The sequence below is a fragment of the Devosia sp. genome (assembly GCF_014860165.1).
GTDB lineage: Bacteria > Pseudomonadota > Alphaproteobacteria > Rhizobiales > Devosiaceae > Devosia.
Map to the genome: position 1 here is coordinate 15,772 of NZ_JACZKG010000015.1, position 16,589 is coordinate 32,360.

The following is a 16,589-nucleotide window of genomic DNA, read 5'->3' on the forward strand; positions in this document are numbered from 1 at the left end:
CGAACAATCCGACACAAACCGGCAAAACAAGGCCGAAACTCTGAAACTCGGCAAGGGCGCGCTTCGTAGCTTGTTCCACAATACTCCGAACAGGATTGCCCTCACCGTGCAGCACACCCAGCGTCCCGATCTCACCCACAATCGTCGTATCGCCGTGATCGGGGCTGGCATTGCCGGCCTGTCGGCTGCCTGGCTGCTGAGCCGGCAGCACGAGGTGACGCTGTATGAAAGGGAGGCTCGGCTGGGCGGCCACGCCAATACCGTGAACGTGGAAACGCCGGCGGGCAGGTTGGCCGTGGATACCGGGTTCATTGTCTATAACGAAGCGAACTATCCCAACTTCGTGGCGATGCTCGATCACCTCAACGTCCCCAGCGTGAGCACGCACATGTCCTTCGCGGCTTCAGTGGGCGAGGGGCAGTTCGAATATTCGAGTGACCTGCGGGGACTTGTCGGCCAGAAGCGCAACCTGGCCCGGCCCGGCTACTGGCAGATGCTGACCGATATCATGCGCTTCTACGGCCACGCCGAGAGCCTGCTGGACAGTCCTGAAATCGAGGGAATGACGCTGGGCGAGTTCCTGTCGCTGCATGGCTATTCCGAAGATCTGGTCGACCTGCACGTGCTGCCCATGTGCGCGGCAATCTGGTCCAGCTCGGCCGAGGCGATCCGCGGCTTTCCCATGCAGGCTTTCGTACGGTTCTTTTCGAGCCACGAACTGTTCAAGGTCGGTCGCCGCAGGCTTTGGCGCACCGTCAAGGGCGGCAGCCGCAGCTATGTGGCCGCGCTGATGCACGATTTCGGCGACCGGGTCACGGTGGCGCAGGAGGCGCGCAGCGTGCATCGCCAGGGCGGGCTGGTCACGATCGAAGACGTGAACGGCAATCGCGACGTCTTCACCGACGTGGTGATCGCCACCCATGCCGACCAGGCCCTGCGCCTGCTGGACAACCCGGACGCCGATGAGCGCCAGGTGCTGGGCGCCTTCTCCTACACCGCCAACCGCGCCGTGCTGCATGACGACGTGACGCTGATGCCCAAGCGCCGTCATGTCTGGGCCAGCTGGAACTATATCGGAGCTGCGAGAGGGTCGGATGACCACGCCCTCTGCGTGACCTATTGGATGAACCGGCTGCAGAATCTCGATCGCCGTCACCCGGTATTCGTGACCCTCAATCCGCATCGCGAGCCCCGCTCGCAGAGCATCATGCGGACATTCGACTATGAACATCCGCTCTTCAACCAGCAGGCGCTGAGCGCACAGAATGACCTCTGGAAGCTCCAGGGCCGGCACGGCACCTGGTTCTGCGGCAGCTACTTCGGCTATGGGTTCCACGAGGATGCGCTGCAATCGGGTCTGGCCGTCGCCGAGCGCTTCGGCGTCACGCGGCCCTGGCAGGCGCCCGCCGGGCGCATCGCCGCGCCTCCCATGCTGCTGGCCGCCGAATGAGAGCGAGCGCCATCTATGATGGAGTAGTCGCCCACAAGCGGCTTCGTCCCAGGCGACACCGGCTGAGCTACCGCGTGTTTTCGCTGCTGCTCGACCTCGACGAATTGCCCGCGCTGTCGCTGCGCCTGCTCAAGATCAACCGGCCGGGCCTGATGAGCTTCCGGGAAGCCGACCATGGTGATGGCGGCAAGCTGCGGCCCTGGGTGGGAGCCCGCCTGGCCGAGGCCGGGCTGGCCGCCGACGGCCCCATCCGCATCCTCTGCTATCCGCGCATGCTGGGCTATGTATTCAACCCACTGACGGTCTATTTCTGCCACCGCGCCGACGAGACGCTGGCCGCCATCATCTATGAGGTCCACAACACCCATGGCGAGCGGCATGCCTATGTGCTGCCGGGCGGGGAGGGCGTGGTGCGCCACAGCTGCGACAAGCGCTTCTTCGTTTCGCCCTTCATGCCGATGGACTGCGTTTACAACTTCACCATCAGCCCGCCCGGCGAGACGGTAAGCGTCGGCATTGTCGAGCGGGACGGGGAAGGCACGCTGCTCACCGCATCCTTTGCCGGTGCCCGGGCGCCGCTGACCGATGGCGCGCTGGCGCGGGCCCTGCTGGCCCACCCGCTGATGACCCTAAAGGTAACGGCTGCCATCCATTGGGAGGCGATCCGGTTATTGCTCAAGGGCCTGCGCGTCTATCCCCACCGGCGATAGCAGCCATCATAGGCGGCGCACCATACGCCGGGTGACGGCAAAGAACGGCGCATAGGGCAGGATGCCCAGCAGCTTCATCAGGATCGACATCTGCCAGGGAAAGACGATCTCGAAACGGTCGCGCTCCAGGCCATGGATAATGCTGCGGACCGCCTCGTCCGCGTCGATCATGAACGGCATGGGGAAGGTGTTGCGCCGGGTCAGCGGCGTATCCACGAAGCCGGGATTGATCAGCGTCATCTCGACGCCTTCCCCCTCCAGCTCAGGCTTGAGCGCTTCGGTGAGCGCGATGAGAGCCGCCTTGCTGGCGCTATAGGCACCTGAAGTTGGCAGGCCGCGATACCCCGCCACTGAGGAAACCACGGCGATGCGGCCCGAGCGTCGCGCGCGCATTGCCGGCAGCAGTGCGCCAAGGCAATAGACGGCCCCCATCAGGTTGGTATTGATCACGCGCGTGAACTCGACCGTATCGAACTTCTGCGCGCTGACCTCGCTATGGGTTCCGGCATTGAGGATGGCGAGTGCGATTGGTCCCGCCTCCGTTTCGATGTGGGCGACGGCCGCCTGCACCGCTGCTTCGTTGGTAACGTCGAGCGGCACGGGAATGATACGGCCCGGCCCCTCTGCGGCCTCGGCCGCAAGCGAGGCCAGGTCGGCTTCCGTGCGGGCACTGGCCACCACCGTCATGCCGCGGGCCGCCAGAGCGAGGGCAAGCGCCCGCCCGATGCCGGTGCCCGCGCCGGTTATCCATGCCGTTCCCGCCCAGATATTCTTGGTCATGCGATCGCTTTCTATAGGTGTCCCACTAGATACGGGCTAAGTGACGAAAAGTTCTCGCAAATCCGGACGAATTGGCGTGACCGGCAGATGGGCCGGTCGTGCAAGCGCGCGTTCTCAGCGCCACCGCACTGACAGCGATTCCCTCGTTGGCTCATACCACTTGCGGAATTGGTTCGCTTGCGGGAGAATTCAAAGAAAAACGAAAGACTGATCCTGAGCATGACCGGGATTGGCGGGGAGGCACGATGTTCGACGGGCGGCGAGGCGAAATTGTGGAACTGGCCCGGCAGGACGGCCAGGTGACCGTGGAGGCTCTGGCCGCCAGGTTCAGTGTCTCGGCGCAGACAATCCGCAAGGACCTCAACGAACTATGCGACCATGGCGTGCTGACGCGCACGCATGGCGGCGCCGTGTTTCCTTCCGGGGTCGAGAATGTCGAATACGAAGCGCGCCGGCGGATAGCCGCGCCCGAGAAGGCAGCCATTGGCGATGCGACAGCCGCCCTGATCCCGTCCAACGCCTCGCTCTTCATCAATATCGGCACCACGACAGAGGCCGTGAGCCAGGCGCTGCTGAATCACTCCGGACTGATGGTGATCACCAATAACATCAATGTTGCCAACAGGATGCGCATCTATCGCGGCATCGAGGTGGTGATCGCCGGTGGGGTGGTGCGAGGCTCGGATGGCGGCGTGGTCGGCGAGGCCGCGGTCGACTTCATCAAGCAGTTCAAGGTCGACTATGCGGTGATCGGCACCTCGGCGATCGACGCGGACGGAGCGCTGTTGGACTTCGACTATCGCGAGGTGAAAGTCGCTCAGGCCATCATCGAAAATGCCCGTCACGTCATCCTGGTAGCCGACTCGACCAAGTTCGAACGAACCGCGCCCGTACGCATCGCCCATCTTTCGCAGGTCGATACCTTTGTCACCGACCGCTGCGCGCTGGACGCAGTGCGCGCGATTGCGGCCGCGTCCGGCGTTCGCCTGATCGAGACATCCGCGGCGGCGCAAGATTTTTGAGTGCTGTGTCAGTAGCTTGGTAATGAATGACTGAGGCGCGCTTCTTCTTCGATTGACATTCGTTTCGGTTTCGCTCTAGCCTTCGATCGTTCTTGTAGACCGGAAAACCGGCGACCGGGACGGGAGGAAATGTTGGGCAGTGCGCGCATCCACGACATCGTGGTGATCGGAGGAGGCATCAACGGCTGCGGCATCGCTCGCGATGCAGCTGGCCGGGGATACGATGTCCTGCTGGCCGAAAAGGATGATCTGGCGAGCGGCACCTCTTCAGCCGCCACCAAGCTCATCCATGGCGGGCTGCGTTACCTCGAACACTACGAATTTCGCCTGGTGCAGGAGGCGCTCGCCGAGCGCGAAGTGCTCTGGGCCGCTGCGCCCCATATCATCTGGCCGCTGCGGCTGGTGCTGCCGCATCACAAGGGGCTCCGCCCGGCCTGGCTGCTTCGGCTTGGCTTGTTCATCTACGATCACCTGGGCGGCCGCAAGCTGCTGCCGGCAACCCGCACCCTCGATCTGCGCACCGATCCGGCTGGTGCGCCGCTGAAACCCCTGTTCAGGCGCGCCTTCGAATATTCCGACTGCTGGGTCAACGATGCGCGGCTGGTGGCACTGACCGCACGGGACGCGGCGGACCGCGGCGCCACCATTCGCACCCGCACCGCGGTGGTCTCCGCCCGGCCGGAGGGAGCACTCTGGCATGTGGTGATTCGTGACGGGCTGAGCGGGGCAACCGAAACCGTGCAGGCGCGGCTGGTGATCAACGCCGCGGGTCCTTGGGTCGACCAGGTGCTGACCGGAGCGCTGGGTGACAATGGCGCCCGCAATGTGCGGTTGGTGCAGGGCAGCCACATCGTGGTGCGCAAGCTCTACGAACACGACCGTTGCTACATGTTCCAGAATAGCGACGGCCGCATCATCTTCGCCATCCCCTACGAGACCGACTACACGCTGATCGGCACCACCGACTTGGACTATCAGGGCGACCCTGGGGATGTTCGCATCAGCGATGCAGAAGTCAGCTACCTCACCGAGGCCGCCAGCGAGTATTTCGCCCGGCCGGTAACGCGCGACGACATCGTCTGGAGCTATTCCGGCGTGCGACCGCTGTTTGACGATGGTGCAAGCAGCGCCCAGGAGGCAACGCGGGACTATGTGCTCAAGAGCGCCGGGGGTGACGGCAAGGCCGCGCTGATCAACGTCTTTGGCGGCAAGCTGACCACCTTCCGGCGCCTGGCCGAGTCGACGCTCGAACAAGTGGAAGCGCTGATCGGTGCGCGCGGCAAACCCTGGACCCGGCGCGTCGCTTTGCCGGGCGGAGACTTCCCGCCCACTGGTTTTGGCGACCTGGTTGCCGGCATCAGGCAGCGCTATGCATTCCTCGACCAGGCACATGCCACGCGGCTGGCCCGCCTTTACGGCACCCGGGCCGAGCAGATCCTGAACGGTGCCGCGAGCCATGCCGATCTCGGCCGCCACTTTGGCGCCGACCTCTACGAAGCCGAAGTCCGCTACCTGGTGGACCACGAATGGGCCGTCACCAGCGACGATATCCTGTGGCGCCGGACCAAGCGGGGCCTGCTGGGCAGCGCCATCGCCAAGGCCGATCTCGACAGCTTTCTTGCCACCCTCATGCCCCAGCCCGTCGCGGCGGCCGGATAGGAGAATCCATGCTCGAGCTGCGTAACATCACCAAACAGGTCGGCGCCGAGACCCATCTCAGCGACATCTCGCTGCGGCTCGAGCGCGGTACGCTCAACGTGCTCCTGGGACCGACGCTATCGGGCAAGACCAGCCTGATGCGCATCATGGCGGGGCTCGATCGGCCAAGCAGCGGCACCATCCATGTCGATGGCGTCGATGTCACCGGCGTGTCGCCGCAGAAGCGCGACGTGGCCATGGTGTTCCAGCAGTTCATCAACTACCCGTCCATGACGGTCTACGATAACATCGCTTCGCCCATGCGGGTGGCGGGGGCGGATCGCCAGAGCATCGATGAGGCCGTGCAGCGCGCCGCGACGCTGATGAAGCTGACACCCTATCTCGACCGAACCCCGCTGAACCTGTCGGGAGGGCAGCAGCAGCGAACGGCTCTGGCCCGGGCCATCGTCAAGAATGCCGGACTAGTGCTGCTCGACGAGCCGCTAGCCAATCTCGACTACAAGCTGCGCGAGGAGTTGCGCGCCGAACTGCCACGCATCTTCGCCGAGAGCGGCACCATCTTTGTGTACGCAACTACCGAACCCTCCGAGGCCCTGCTGCTGGGCGGCAATACGGCGACTTTGTCGGAAGGGCGCGTCACCCAATTTGGCCGCACCATCGAGGTTTTCCGCCGCCCGGCCGACCTGATCACCGCGCGAACCTTTTCCGATCCGCCGCTCAACACCGTGGCGATGCACAAATCGAACGGTGCCTTCTCACTTGAGGGTGGTGTCAGCTTCCCGGCCACCGATGCCCTGCATGCTATCGCCGATGGCGCATACACCATGGGTTTCCAGCCTCACCACCTGTCGCTCAGCCGGACGGCTCCCGATGCCGTGGCGCTGCGAGCAGTGGTGACGGCGCTCGAAATCACCGGATCGGAAAGTTTTGTCCATCTCCGCTTTGCCGGCGCCGACTGGATCATGCTGACACCGGGCGTGCAGAATTACGCCGTGGGCGAGGAGATTGAGGTGTTTCTAGATCCGCGCCTGCTGATGGTGTTCGACGGTGCAGGTCGCGCCGTGGGGCAGGCAACGGCAATGGCGGCGTAGGAGCACAACAATGGCCCGTATCGTTCTCGATCACATCCGTCACTCCTACTTGTCCAACCCCGTGCGGGACGAGGATTACGCGCTCAAGGAAGTGCATCACACCTTCGCCGATGGCGGCGCCTATGCACTGCTCGGGCCATCCGGCTGCGGCAAGACCAGCCTGCTCAACATCATCTCGGGCCTGGTCGCCCCCTCGCGCGGCCGCATCCTGTTCGGCGACCAGGATGTGACCGACCTGCCCACGGAACGTCGCAACATCGCCCAGGTGTTCCAGTTTCCGGTGGTCTACGACACCATGTCGGTATTCGACAACATGGCCTTCCCGCTGCGCAACCGCGGCGTCGACGAGGCCGATATTCAGCGGCGCGTCACCGAGACCCTCGAAATAATCGGCCTGGCCGACCGGGCACACAAGCGGGCCCGCGGACTGACCGCCGACCAGAAGCAGAAGATTTCGCTCGGTCGCGGCCTGGTTCGGCAGGACGTCAACGCCATTCTGTTCGACGAGCCGCTGACCGTCATCGACCCACACATGAAGTGGGTGCTGCGCAGCCAGCTAAAGGAGCTGCACAAGCGCTTTGGCTACACCATGGTCTATGTCACCCACGACCAGACTGAGGCGCTGACCTTTGCCCAGACGGTGGTGGTGATGTTCGAGGGTCAGATCGTGCAGATCGGCACCCCCGCAGAGCTGTTCGAGCGCCCCAGCCATACCTTCGTGGGCTATTTCATCGGCTCGCCCGGCATGAACGTGATGCCGGTGACGCTCGACGGCGCCACCGCGCATCTGGGGTCCCAAACCATAGCCCTGCCGGGCGCGGCATCGCCCGCGAACGCCACCCGCATCGAGCTGGGGGTTCGTCCCGAATATGTCCGCGTCGGCCGCGAGGGCATGCCGATGCAGGTGCGGACGGTGGAGGATATCGGCCGCCACCGCATCGTGCGCGGGACCCTGGAGGGCAGCGAAATTGCCGCCATCTTGCCCGAACACGACGAGCTGCCCGCGGAGCCCCGCGTATCCTTTGATCCCAGGGGCATCAACATCTATGCCGACTCGTGGCGCCAGGTATTGGGAGCGTAACCATGGAAAAGACCTGGAATAACAAGGCCTGGTTCCTCGTGCTCCCCGTGCTGGTGCTGGTCGCCTTCTCGGCCATCATCCCGCTGATGACGGTGGTCAACTATTCGGTGCAGGACACCTTCGGCAACAACCAGTTCTTTTGGGCAGGGCTGGACTGGTTCGACGATACGCTGCATTCCTCCCGCTTCTGGGAGGCGCTTTGGCGCAATCTGCTGTTCTCCGGCATCATCCTCGCCATCCAGATCCCGCTGGGCATCTTCATCGCCTTGCACATGCCCAAGCGCGGCTGGGGCGTGCCGGTATGCCTGGTGCTCATGGCGCTGCCGCTGTTGATCCCGTGGAATGTGGTGGGCACCATCTGGCAGGTGTTTGGCCGCGTCGACATCGGCCTCTTGGGCCGTGCTCTCGCCGGGCTGGGCGTCGACTACAACTATGTGCAGGACCCGTTCGACGCCTGGGCCACCATCGTGGTCATGGACGTGTGGCACTGGACCAGCCTCGTCGTCCTGCTCTGCTATGCCGGCCTCGTCTCCATCCCCGATGCCTATTACCAGGCCGCGCGCATCGACGGCGCCTCGCGCTGGAGCGTCTTCCGCTTCATCCAGCTCCCCAAGATGCAGAGAGTCCTGCTCATCGCCGTGCTGCTGCGCTTCATGGACAGTTTCATGATCTACACCGAGCCATTCGTGGTCACCGGCGGCGGCCCGGGCAACGAGACCACTTTCCTCTCCATCGACCTGGTCAAGATGGCGATTGGCCAGTTCGACGTCGGCCCGGCCGCCGCCATGTCGCTGATCTACTTCCTGATCGTCATGCTGCTGAGCTGGGTTTTCTACACCGTCATGACCAATTACGGGCAGGGGGACGAGCGATGACCGACCGTAACGCCACGGCCGCAACCTTGCCGATGGACAGTTCCATGGCCGCGCCCGCACAGGTCGCCGCGCTCAACCGAAGCCGTTCCGGCCTGCGCCTGGGCTGGCTGGTGCCGACGATCTACATCATCTTCCTGCTGCTGCCGATCTACTGGCTGCTCAATATGAGCTTCAAGACCAATCAGGAGATCACCGCCGCCTTCACCCTGTGGCCGCGCGAGTTCACGCTGCGCAACTACATGGTGATCTTCACCGATCCCAGCTGGTATTCGGGCTATATCAACTCGATCATCTATGTGGCGCTCAACACGGTGATCTCGCTGGCCGTGGCGCTGCCGGCCGCCTACGCCTTTTCCCGCTACCGGTTCCTCGGCGACAAGCACCTGTTCTTCTGGCTGCTCACCAATCGCATGGCGCCGCCGGCTGTGTTCGCCTTGCCGTTCTTCCAGCTCTATTCGTCCTTCGGCCTCATCGACACCCACATCGCCGTGGCACTCGCCCACTGCTTGTTCAACGTGCCCCTGGCGGTGTGGATCCTCGAAGGCTTCATGAGCGGTGTGCCCAAGGAAATCGACGAGACCGCCTATATCGACGGTTACTCCTTCCCGCGCTTCTTCGTCCGCATCTTCATGCCCCTGATCGCCTCGGGCATCGGCGTGGCCGCCTTCTTCTGCTTCATGTTCTCCTGGGTCGAGCTGCTGCTGGCCCGCACCCTGACGACCACCGACGCAAAGCCCATCTCGGCCATCATGACGCGCACGGTGTCGGCCTCGGGCCTCGATTGGGGCGTGCTGGCCGCCGCTGGTGTGCTGACCATCATTCCGGGCGCGCTCGTCATCTATTTCGTCCGCAACTACATCGCCAAGGGCTTTGCCCTGGGCCGGGTGTGAGGGAGCAAGGTCATGAACTTTTCATGGATGGCGTGGACCTGGCCGACGGCGGCCTTCTTCGGCACCATCGCGCTGATGCTGGTGGGCATGGCGATCTGGGAGTGGCGCGTGCCCGGAGGCAGCCCGCGCGTGGGCATCCTTCGCTTCGAGACGACGCGCGGCGATCGCCTCTTCGTCTCGCTGCTCGGCAGCGCTTTCATCAATCTTGCATGGCTGGGGCTGGTCGGGCCCGAGCTGTGGTGGAGTCTCGCCCTATCGGTGGTCTACGCAATCTGCGTGTTCCGCTTCGTCTAGGGGAGTTTAGGCCGGGGGAGGCGGCGAACCAGTCCCTCCTCCGTATCGCAAGAATGCAATCCAAAGGGAGGATTCTAGAATGCGACGGCATCTTTTGACATCGACCGCGGCGCTGCTGGCGCTGCTGGCGACCAGCCCCGTCTGGGCACAAAGCATGGAAGAGGGACTGAAATTCCTCGACGCCGAAATCGGCGATCTGTCGACCCTGAGCCGAGCCGACCAGGAGGCCGAACTCAAGTGGTTCATGGACGCCGCGGCGCCTTTTGCCGGCATGGAAATCAAGGTGGTCTCTGAAACCATCACCACCCATGAATACGAATCCAAGGTGCTGGCGCCGGCCTTCACCGCCCTGACCGGCATCAAGGTCACCCATGACCTGATCGGCGAAGGCGACGTTGTCGAAAAGCTGCAGACCCAGATGCAGTCGGGCGAGAACATCTACGACGCCTATATCAACGACTCCGACCTTATCGGCACCCATTGGCGCTACCAGCAGGCGCGCAGCCTGACCGACTGGATGGCCAACGAGGGCGCTTCGGTGACCAACCCGAACCTCAACCTTGATGATTTCATCGGCACGGATTTTACCACCGCGCCCGATGGTGACCTCTACCAGCTGCCCGATCAGCAGTTCGCGAACCTCTACTTCTTCCGCTACGACTGGTTCAACGACGAGGCCGCCAAGGCCGACTTCAAGGCCAAGTACGGCTATGACCTCGGCGTTCCGGTCAACTGGTCGGCCTACGAGGATATCGCCGAGTTCTTCACCGGCCGCGACATGGGTGAGGGCCCCGTCTATGGCCACATGGATTACGGCAAGAAGGATCCTTCGCTCGGCTGGCGTTTCACCGACGCCTGGCTGTCCATGGCCGGCAATGGTGACCTCGGCCTGCCAAACGGCCTCCCGGTCGACGAATGGGGCATCAAGGTGGACGAGAACAGCCGCCCCGTTGGCTCGTGCGTCGCGCGCGGTGGTGACACCAACGGCCCGGCAGCCGTCTACTCGATCCAGAAGTATCTCGACTGGATGAAGGCCTACGCACCGCCGGAAGCCCAGGGCATGACCTTCTCGGAATCCGGTCCGGTGCCATCCCAGGGCAAGATCGCCCAGCAGATGTTCACCTACACCGCCTTCACCGCCGATTTCGTCAAGCCCGGCCTGCCCGTGGTCAACGAGGACGGGACGCCCAAGTGGCGCTTCGCTCCCTCGCCGCATGGCGTCTACTGGAAGGACGGCATGAAGCTCGGCTACCAGGACGTGGGCTCGTGGACGCTGCTCAAGTCCACCCCGGTCGATCGCGCCCAGGCCGCATGGCTCTATGCGCAGTTCGTCACCTCGTTGACGGTGGACGTGAAGAAAGCGCATACCGGCCTGACCTTCGTGCGTGAATCGACGATCCGCCACGAGAGCTTCACCGAACGGGCTCCCAACCTCGGCGGCCTCGTCGAGTTCTACCGCTCGCCCGCCCGCGTCCAGTGGTCGCCCACTGGCACCAACGTGCCGGACTATCCCAAGCTGGCTCAGCTGTGGTGGCAGGCGATCGGCGATGCGTCGTCGGGTGCCAAGACCCCGCAGGAAGCCATGGACTCGCTCTGCGCCGAGCAGGAAAGCGTGCTGGAACGTCTCGAGCGTGCCGGCGTCCAGGGCGATATCGGCCCGAAACTGGCCGAGGAGCACGACCTAGCCTACTGGAACGCCGACGCCGTCGCCAAGGGCAACATCGCCCCGCAGCTCCCGATCGAAAACGAGAAGGAGCAGGGCATCACGGTGAACTATGACGAGCTGGTCAAGAGCTGGGCAGACGCCACAGCCGCCAACTAACTAAGCCTTCCCAACGAACTGGCGCCGGGGTGATGAGCCCCGGCGTTTTTTCTTTGTGCGCCACGCTCACCATTTTTGGCCCCGTCAGGGGCTTGTCGCCAGACCATCCAGCAGGAAACGCGCATCTCGCTCACGCCCCCGGAAGTGCCTCTTGAGCGGCCTTCCATCGTGCCGGGGTGAACAGCTTCGTTTGCATCTCCCATCAGCAGCCCTGATTGAGCCGCATGTGCTCAATATGGTTCGGTCACTTGATCCAGGACAATGAGGCCGGGGGCTGCTGCTGGATGCTGTGGCAACCATTCGGGTTGTGGCGCACTTTAGTCAGGCAGACCGCGAGGTCTCTGCCGCTCCAGGTTGCAACCGGCAGCATCGGGCAGATTTCACCAGCCACCAGGAGACTCCGCATGATGCTTGCAAAGGGCACGACAATCGCCGTTGCCGACGGCGAAAAATTCAACCTGTTCCGCAACGCCGGTGACGAGGCCGACCTCAAGCTCCAGGCCTTGCCGCGCCAGGCGATCGACAGTACCGCCAACACAAGCGGTGGGCACCAGAGCAGTTCGGGTAACCCTGACCACGGCCAGGCGGGGGAAGACGGATTCTCGGCCGGCCTGGTCGATTACCTCAACAAGCAGGTGCTGGGCGGCGCCATCGAGGGACTGGTCATCATAGCCGCGCCGCGCGCACTGGGCGAAATGCGCAAGCACTACCACAAGACGCTGTCGGCGTTGCTCAAGGCGGAGATCGCCAAGGATCTCACAGGGCATTCCATGACAGAGGTTGAGAGCGCGATCGTGTCGGCATGAACCGCCTCACCATATCGACGCTGGCACTCATGCTCTTGACCATCGCTCCGGCCCCGGCAGATGACGTTGTAGAAGCGGGTCGAGCGCTGGTGCAGATGTACTGCACCGACTGCCACGCGACCGAAATGACCGGCGAGAGCCCGCTGGCGATTGCGCCCAGATTTCGTGACCTCCACCTGCGCTACAATGTCGAACACCTGGCCGAAGCGCTTGTTGAAGGCATCGTCACAGCGCATCCCGAAATGCCGCAGTTCGAGTTCGACCCCGATCAGGCGGCCGCCATCATCGCCTATCTGAAGACGCTCGAGCCGGGACAGGGCGGAGGTCGCGCGGTCGACACGGATCAGCAGGAAGGACTGAGTCGATGAGCAAGAGATTTGAGGCAAAGGTCGCCCTGGTCACCGGCGGCGCCTCTGGTCTTGGCGAAGGCCCTGCAACTCGGCAGGGAGAGAGCCAAGGTCGTCGTGGCTGACAAGGACGCATCTGGCACCACGGCACAGTTGCCTGATCCGCTGACCACCACCGCTGGAACTGATGCGGCGGCTTCGGGCGGATCATTCACCGCCCTGACGTCAGACTCCGGCGCTGGGCAACTGCAGAACGATGGCGGCGGTGGCGCTCACAACAATCTGCAGCCCACGTTCATCCTCAACAAAATCATTTACGCTGGGGCTTAGGAGATCAGCTATGGGCGGGGGGCATGTGAATGTTCGCCAATCTGCGCCCCCTCGGACCCACAGGGCCCTCATAGAGAGGTTTTTTCCTCTGGTGGAAGTTTGCAGGTGCAAACCACTTCTGCGAGTCGCTCTAAGCCATTGATTTAGCGCAATATCGCGTTCGCAATTCGCACTGGTTCGCACGAAAAGTACGCAGGTGGTTGAGGTATCCGTGTGCCCTCAATTCTCAGGCTTGGGAAGCGCCGCTTGCGCATTTCGCTGCTCGATCCCCTTCAGCTTCTCTGGCGGCAGTTTCGAGTACAGCTCTGCGATGCGCTTAGGCTGAGTTATCATCATCTCAACGATGACGTTCACCAGCCCAAAAAGCTCTTCCGCAGTGGCGCGGTCATCCTTCATGTCCATTTTGCCGGGGTGAACGGACTCATTTCCAACGACCCGAACAATGTCTAACGCCATCTCGACGCGCTTATCGAGGCCGCGAGACACCAGGGTTGCAATGTCTTTGTCGATCGTGTCCTTGGCATCGTCGCCTAGCAGGAACCTGCAGAGCTTTTGGACGCATAAGCGCAACAGGGCAGCCGCACCCCTTGGCGATGCGCCTAGAATGCTCCCTGCCTCCATGTAGTCCGCGACTATTTCCTCCGGCATATCCGCAGCCGGTTCAGGGGCTTCATTTTCTTGCGGCCAGATGATCCGATCGTAAAGCCACACCGCTAACTTGCCGCACTCATCACACTTTGTGACGCTTAGGTTGTAGACCGTGTATTCGGAGCCCTCATAAGATCCACGTGAGAGGAACGGTAGGCCGAGGGCGCGCTTTTCAATGTGTTCCATAAGGGTGTCGGAGACTACCTTCTCTCCCTCACCCTTCTTCTCCTCCCACTTTTCCCGCATCTCAGCGGCGCGTTCAGGCGTCCAAACGCCAGGCGCCCCCTTCTGTTCGCGCGCCTGATAAACGTACCAACGCTGCGCAGTAAGAGTGCCGCAATGCGGGCAACTGAAGGCTGTTTCGTCAACCGCCGGAGCTACATAGCGACCCTTCGCCATCTTGGCCCTCCTTGTCGCATCCATGTCGCACGGATTCGCGGAGTGTGTCGAGAAAGGCCCGGAAATGCTGGGGACTGCCGCGCAACATAAACGCGACATGGTCCAGACTCTATATTTGAGCCTTGGCGCTCAAGTAGTTTATTTGTTGAGGAAGTTTTTGGCTGGGGAACCTGGATTCGAACCAAGATTGACGGAGTCAGAGTCCGCTGTTCTACCGTTGAACTATTCCCCAGCAAGGGAGCCGGAACGGGACCGGCGCAGCAGCGGGACGGCGAAGCGTCCGGCGCGGGCACTGCATAGACAATGCGGATGGAGATTGCAAGCGCCTCCGACATCGCTGCTGCGCATGACGGCAGCATTGCGCTTGTCGCCCCCTTGCACTACCGTCACCGGCGACACGCAATGAACAGTGCGCCCGGGCGCCACTGGCTAGGCCAGTTCGGCGACCGCGCACGACAGGAGACTATCGTGACCGATTCCGATCGGTCCGCTGCCGGGCTCGCGTCACCTGACGAGCCGGCTATCCGTGCCCCATCCGGTCCAGCACCGGCGGGGAGGGCAGGGGGCCATGCGCCCTTGCCCGCAGCGGACAAGCGGACGCCAGCCGCCCCGAATCCGCGCAAGCATCGGGGCCCCATCTATGCGGCGCTGGACCTGGGGACCAACAATTGCCGGCTGCTGATCGCGCGCCCGCATGATCATGGCTTTCGCGTGCTCGATGGCTTTACCCGCATCGTCCGCCTGGGCGAGGGCGTTTCGGTCACCGGTCGGCTGAGCGATGCGGCCATGGAACGCACCATGGAAGCGCTGCGCCAGTGCCGCAACAAGCTGCGCGAGCACCAGCCCACCCGCATGCGGCTGATCGCCACCGAGGCCTGCCGCGCCGCCGAGAACGGCCCGGCCTTTCTCGCGCGGGTGAAAGAGGAACTGGGGCTCGATCTCGAAATCGTCGATCGCCGCACCGAGGCCGAGCTGGCGGTCACCGGCTGTGCCGACCTCATCGAGGGTACGGCTGCCGGGGCGCTGATGTTCGATATCGGCGGCGGCTCGTCCGAACTCGCCTGGCTCGATTTCCGCGGTGGCCGCCCCAAATCGCAGGGACGCATGTCCGCTTCGATCCGCTCCTGGCAGTCGCTGCCAGTGGGCGTGGTCTCCATCGCCGAACGATTCGGCGGCGTTGACGTGACCCGCGACGTGTTCGAGGCCATGGTCGGTTTTGTCTCCGAACACCTGCGCCAGTTCCGCGGCCGCGAAAAGCTGCGCCAGATGATCGCCAATCACCCCGTGCATCTGATCGGCACATCGGGGACAGTGACCACGCTGGCTGGGCTGCATCTGGGCCTTGAGCGCTACGAGCGGCAGAAGGTCGATGGGCTGTGGATGAAGCGCGGCGAGGTCGATGACACCATGAAGGTGCTGCTGGCCATGCCCTTCGACCGCCGCGTCGCCCATCCCTGCATCGGCCGCGACCGCGCCGACCTGGTGCTGCCCGGCTGCGCCATCTTCGAGGCAATCCGCCGCGAATGGCCGACCGAACGGGTCCGTGTCGCCGATCGCGGCCTGCGCGAAGGCATCCTGATTTCGCTGATGGACGCCGACCGCGCCCAGAGCCGCACGTCGCGCTATCCGAGGAGGAATGGCAATGGTGGATAAAGCCCTCGGCACTGGTGGCCGCAAGTCCGACAAGGATCTCAAGATCCGCGTCAAATCCGCCAAGGGCCGCAAGGTCAGCTCGACCAAGTGGCTGGAGCGCCAGCTCAACGACCCCTATGTCGCCCGCGCCCGCGCCGAAGGCTATCGCTCGCGCGCCGCCTTCAAGATCCGCGAGATGGACGAGAAGTATAAGCTCTTCCGCAAGGGCATGCGCGTCGTCGATCTCGGCGCGGCGCCTGGCGGCTGGGCCCAGGTTGCCGCCAAGGCGACAGGTTCGACCTCGGCCAATCCGCTGATCGTTGGCATCGATTACCTTGAGATGGACCCCATTCCCGGCGTCATCCTGCTGCAGAAGGATTTCACCGACGACGACGCGCCGGCCATGCTGATCGAGGCGATGGGCGGCAAGAAGGCCGATATCGTGATGAGCGACATGGCCTGGCCCACCACCGGCCACCGCCCCACCGATCACCTGCGCATCGTGCAACTGATCGAAGTGGCGGCAGCCTTTGCGCTGGATGTGCTCTCGCCGGGCGGCACCTTCGTCGCCAAGGTGTTCCAGGGCGGCACCGAGCATGAGCTGCTGCACATGCTCAAGCGCCACTTCAAGACGACGTTCCACGCCAAGCCCCCGTCCAGCCGGCAGGATTCGGCGGAGGCCTACCTCATCGCCAAGGGCTTCAAGGGCAGCAACGATACCGTTCCCGGCGAGGGCGACTACGACCGCTGAGG

17 protein-coding genes and 1 tRNA gene are annotated in these 16,589 nt (G+C 63.4%); 15 read left to right on the top strand and 3 right to left on the bottom strand.

Annotation, left to right across the window (positions count from 1 at the left end; all coding sequences use genetic code 11):
• The first annotated feature begins 106 nt into the window (after nt 1-106).
• Together IH615_RS03575 and IH615_RS03580 are read left to right on the top strand one after the other, a co-directional pair.
• On the top strand, nt 107-1,450 hold the full coding sequence (locus tag IH615_RS03575) for an FAD-dependent oxidoreductase (RefSeq protein ID WP_291359867.1): 1,344 nt from the start codon (nt 107-109) through the stop codon (nt 1,448-1,450).
• Nucleotides 1,447-2,160: a DUF1365 domain-containing protein gene (locus IH615_RS03580; RefSeq protein WP_291359870.1), complete on the top strand. Its 714-nt coding sequence runs from the start codon at nt 1,447-1,449 to the stop codon at nt 2,158-2,160. Before IH615_RS03575 ends, IH615_RS03580 begins: the two co-directional genes overlap by 4 nt.
• 6 nt (nt 2,161-2,166) lie before the next feature.
• On the opposite strand, the gene IH615_RS03585 is transcribed toward IH615_RS03580, so the two are convergent.
• Nucleotides 2,167-2,940 (bottom strand): SDR family NAD(P)-dependent oxidoreductase, encoded by a 774-nt coding sequence (locus IH615_RS03585; RefSeq protein ID WP_291359872.1) that lies wholly within the window; start codon nt 2,938-2,940, stop codon nt 2,167-2,169.
• A 245-nt stretch (nt 2,941-3,185) separates the two neighbouring features.
• Between IH615_RS03585 and IH615_RS03590 the strand changes: the two genes are divergently transcribed.
• From IH615_RS03590 to IH615_RS03640, 11 genes are all read left to right on the top strand, one after another.
• The gene (locus IH615_RS03590; RefSeq protein ID WP_291359874.1) at nt 3,186-3,962 is read left to right on the top strand and encodes a DeoR/GlpR family DNA-binding transcription regulator; all 777 of its coding nucleotides are present in this window, start codon (nt 3,186-3,188) and stop codon (nt 3,960-3,962) included.
• Between the two features lie 132 nt (nt 3,963-4,094).
• Nucleotides 4,095-5,621: a glycerol-3-phosphate dehydrogenase gene (gene glpD / locus IH615_RS03595; RefSeq protein ID WP_291360110.1), complete on the top strand. Its 1,527-nt coding sequence runs from the start codon at nt 4,095-4,097 to the stop codon at nt 5,619-5,621.
• A gap of 8 nt (nt 5,622-5,629) precedes the next feature.
• Nucleotides 5,630-6,712 (top strand): ABC transporter ATP-binding protein, encoded by a 1,083-nt coding sequence (locus tag IH615_RS03600; protein WP_291359875.1) that lies wholly within the window; start codon nt 5,630-5,632, stop codon nt 6,710-6,712.
• Nucleotides 6,713-6,722: 10 nt separating this feature from the next.
• Entirely contained in the window at nt 6,723-7,793 is a 1,071-nt protein-coding gene (locus tag IH615_RS03605; protein WP_291359876.1) for an ABC transporter ATP-binding protein, read from the top strand.
• Nucleotides 7,794-7,795: 2 nt separating this feature from the next.
• The gene (locus IH615_RS03610; protein WP_291359877.1) at nt 7,796-8,668 is read left to right on the top strand and encodes a sugar ABC transporter permease; all 873 of its coding nucleotides are present in this window, start codon (nt 7,796-7,798) and stop codon (nt 8,666-8,668) included.
• A 44-nt stretch (nt 8,669-8,712) separates the two neighbouring features.
• Nucleotides 8,713-9,558 (top strand): carbohydrate ABC transporter permease, encoded by an 846-nt coding sequence (locus IH615_RS03615; protein ID WP_291360112.1) that lies wholly within the window; start codon nt 8,713-8,715, stop codon nt 9,556-9,558.
• A 12-nt stretch (nt 9,559-9,570) separates the two neighbouring features.
• Complete coding sequence (locus IH615_RS03620; RefSeq protein WP_291359879.1) at nt 9,571-9,852, top strand: DUF2160 domain-containing protein; 282 nt, start codon at nt 9,571-9,573, stop codon at nt 9,850-9,852.
• A 79-nt stretch (nt 9,853-9,931) separates the two neighbouring features.
• Nucleotides 9,932-11,674 (top strand): ABC transporter substrate-binding protein, encoded by a 1,743-nt coding sequence (locus tag IH615_RS03625; RefSeq protein WP_291359881.1) that lies wholly within the window; start codon nt 9,932-9,934, stop codon nt 11,672-11,674.
• A gap of 404 nt (nt 11,675-12,078) precedes the next feature.
• Nucleotides 12,079-12,480 (top strand): host attachment protein, encoded by a 402-nt coding sequence (locus IH615_RS03630; RefSeq protein ID WP_291359883.1) that lies wholly within the window; start codon nt 12,079-12,081, stop codon nt 12,478-12,480.
• Nucleotides 12,477-12,848, top strand: a complete 372-nt coding sequence (locus IH615_RS03635) for a cytochrome c (RefSeq protein ID WP_366484724.1) — start codon at nt 12,477-12,479, stop codon at nt 12,846-12,848. Before IH615_RS03630 ends, IH615_RS03635 begins: the two co-directional genes overlap by 4 nt.
• A gap of 51 nt (nt 12,849-12,899) precedes the next feature.
• A complete protein-coding gene (locus tag IH615_RS03640; RefSeq protein ID WP_291359885.1) occupies nt 12,900-13,157 on the top strand; it encodes a hypothetical protein in 258 nt (85 codons plus the stop codon).
• Nucleotides 13,158-13,376: 219 nt separating this feature from the next.
• Here IH615_RS03640 and IH615_RS03645 read toward each other — a convergent pair whose 3' ends face one another.
• Together IH615_RS03645 and IH615_RS03650 are read right to left on the bottom strand one after the other, a co-directional pair.
• On the bottom strand, nt 13,377-14,204 hold the full coding sequence (locus IH615_RS03645; protein WP_291359887.1) for a DUF4145 domain-containing protein: 828 nt from the start codon (nt 14,202-14,204) through the stop codon (nt 13,377-13,379).
• 158 nt (nt 14,205-14,362) lie between these two features.
• A tRNA-Gln gene (locus IH615_RS03650) sits at nt 14,363-14,436 on the bottom strand.
• 236 nt (nt 14,437-14,672) lie between these two features.
• Here IH615_RS03650 and IH615_RS03655 point away from each other — a divergent pair.
• Nucleotides 14,673-15,857, top strand: a complete 1,185-nt coding sequence (locus IH615_RS03655) for a Ppx/GppA family phosphatase (RefSeq protein WP_291359888.1) — start codon at nt 14,673-14,675, stop codon at nt 15,855-15,857.
• On the top strand, nt 15,847-16,587 hold the full coding sequence (locus IH615_RS03660; RefSeq protein ID WP_291359889.1) for an RlmE family RNA methyltransferase: 741 nt from the start codon (nt 15,847-15,849) through the stop codon (nt 16,585-16,587). The genes IH615_RS03655 and IH615_RS03660 overlap by 11 nt, the downstream gene beginning before the upstream one ends.
• Nucleotides 16,588-16,589: the final 2 nt, after the last annotated feature.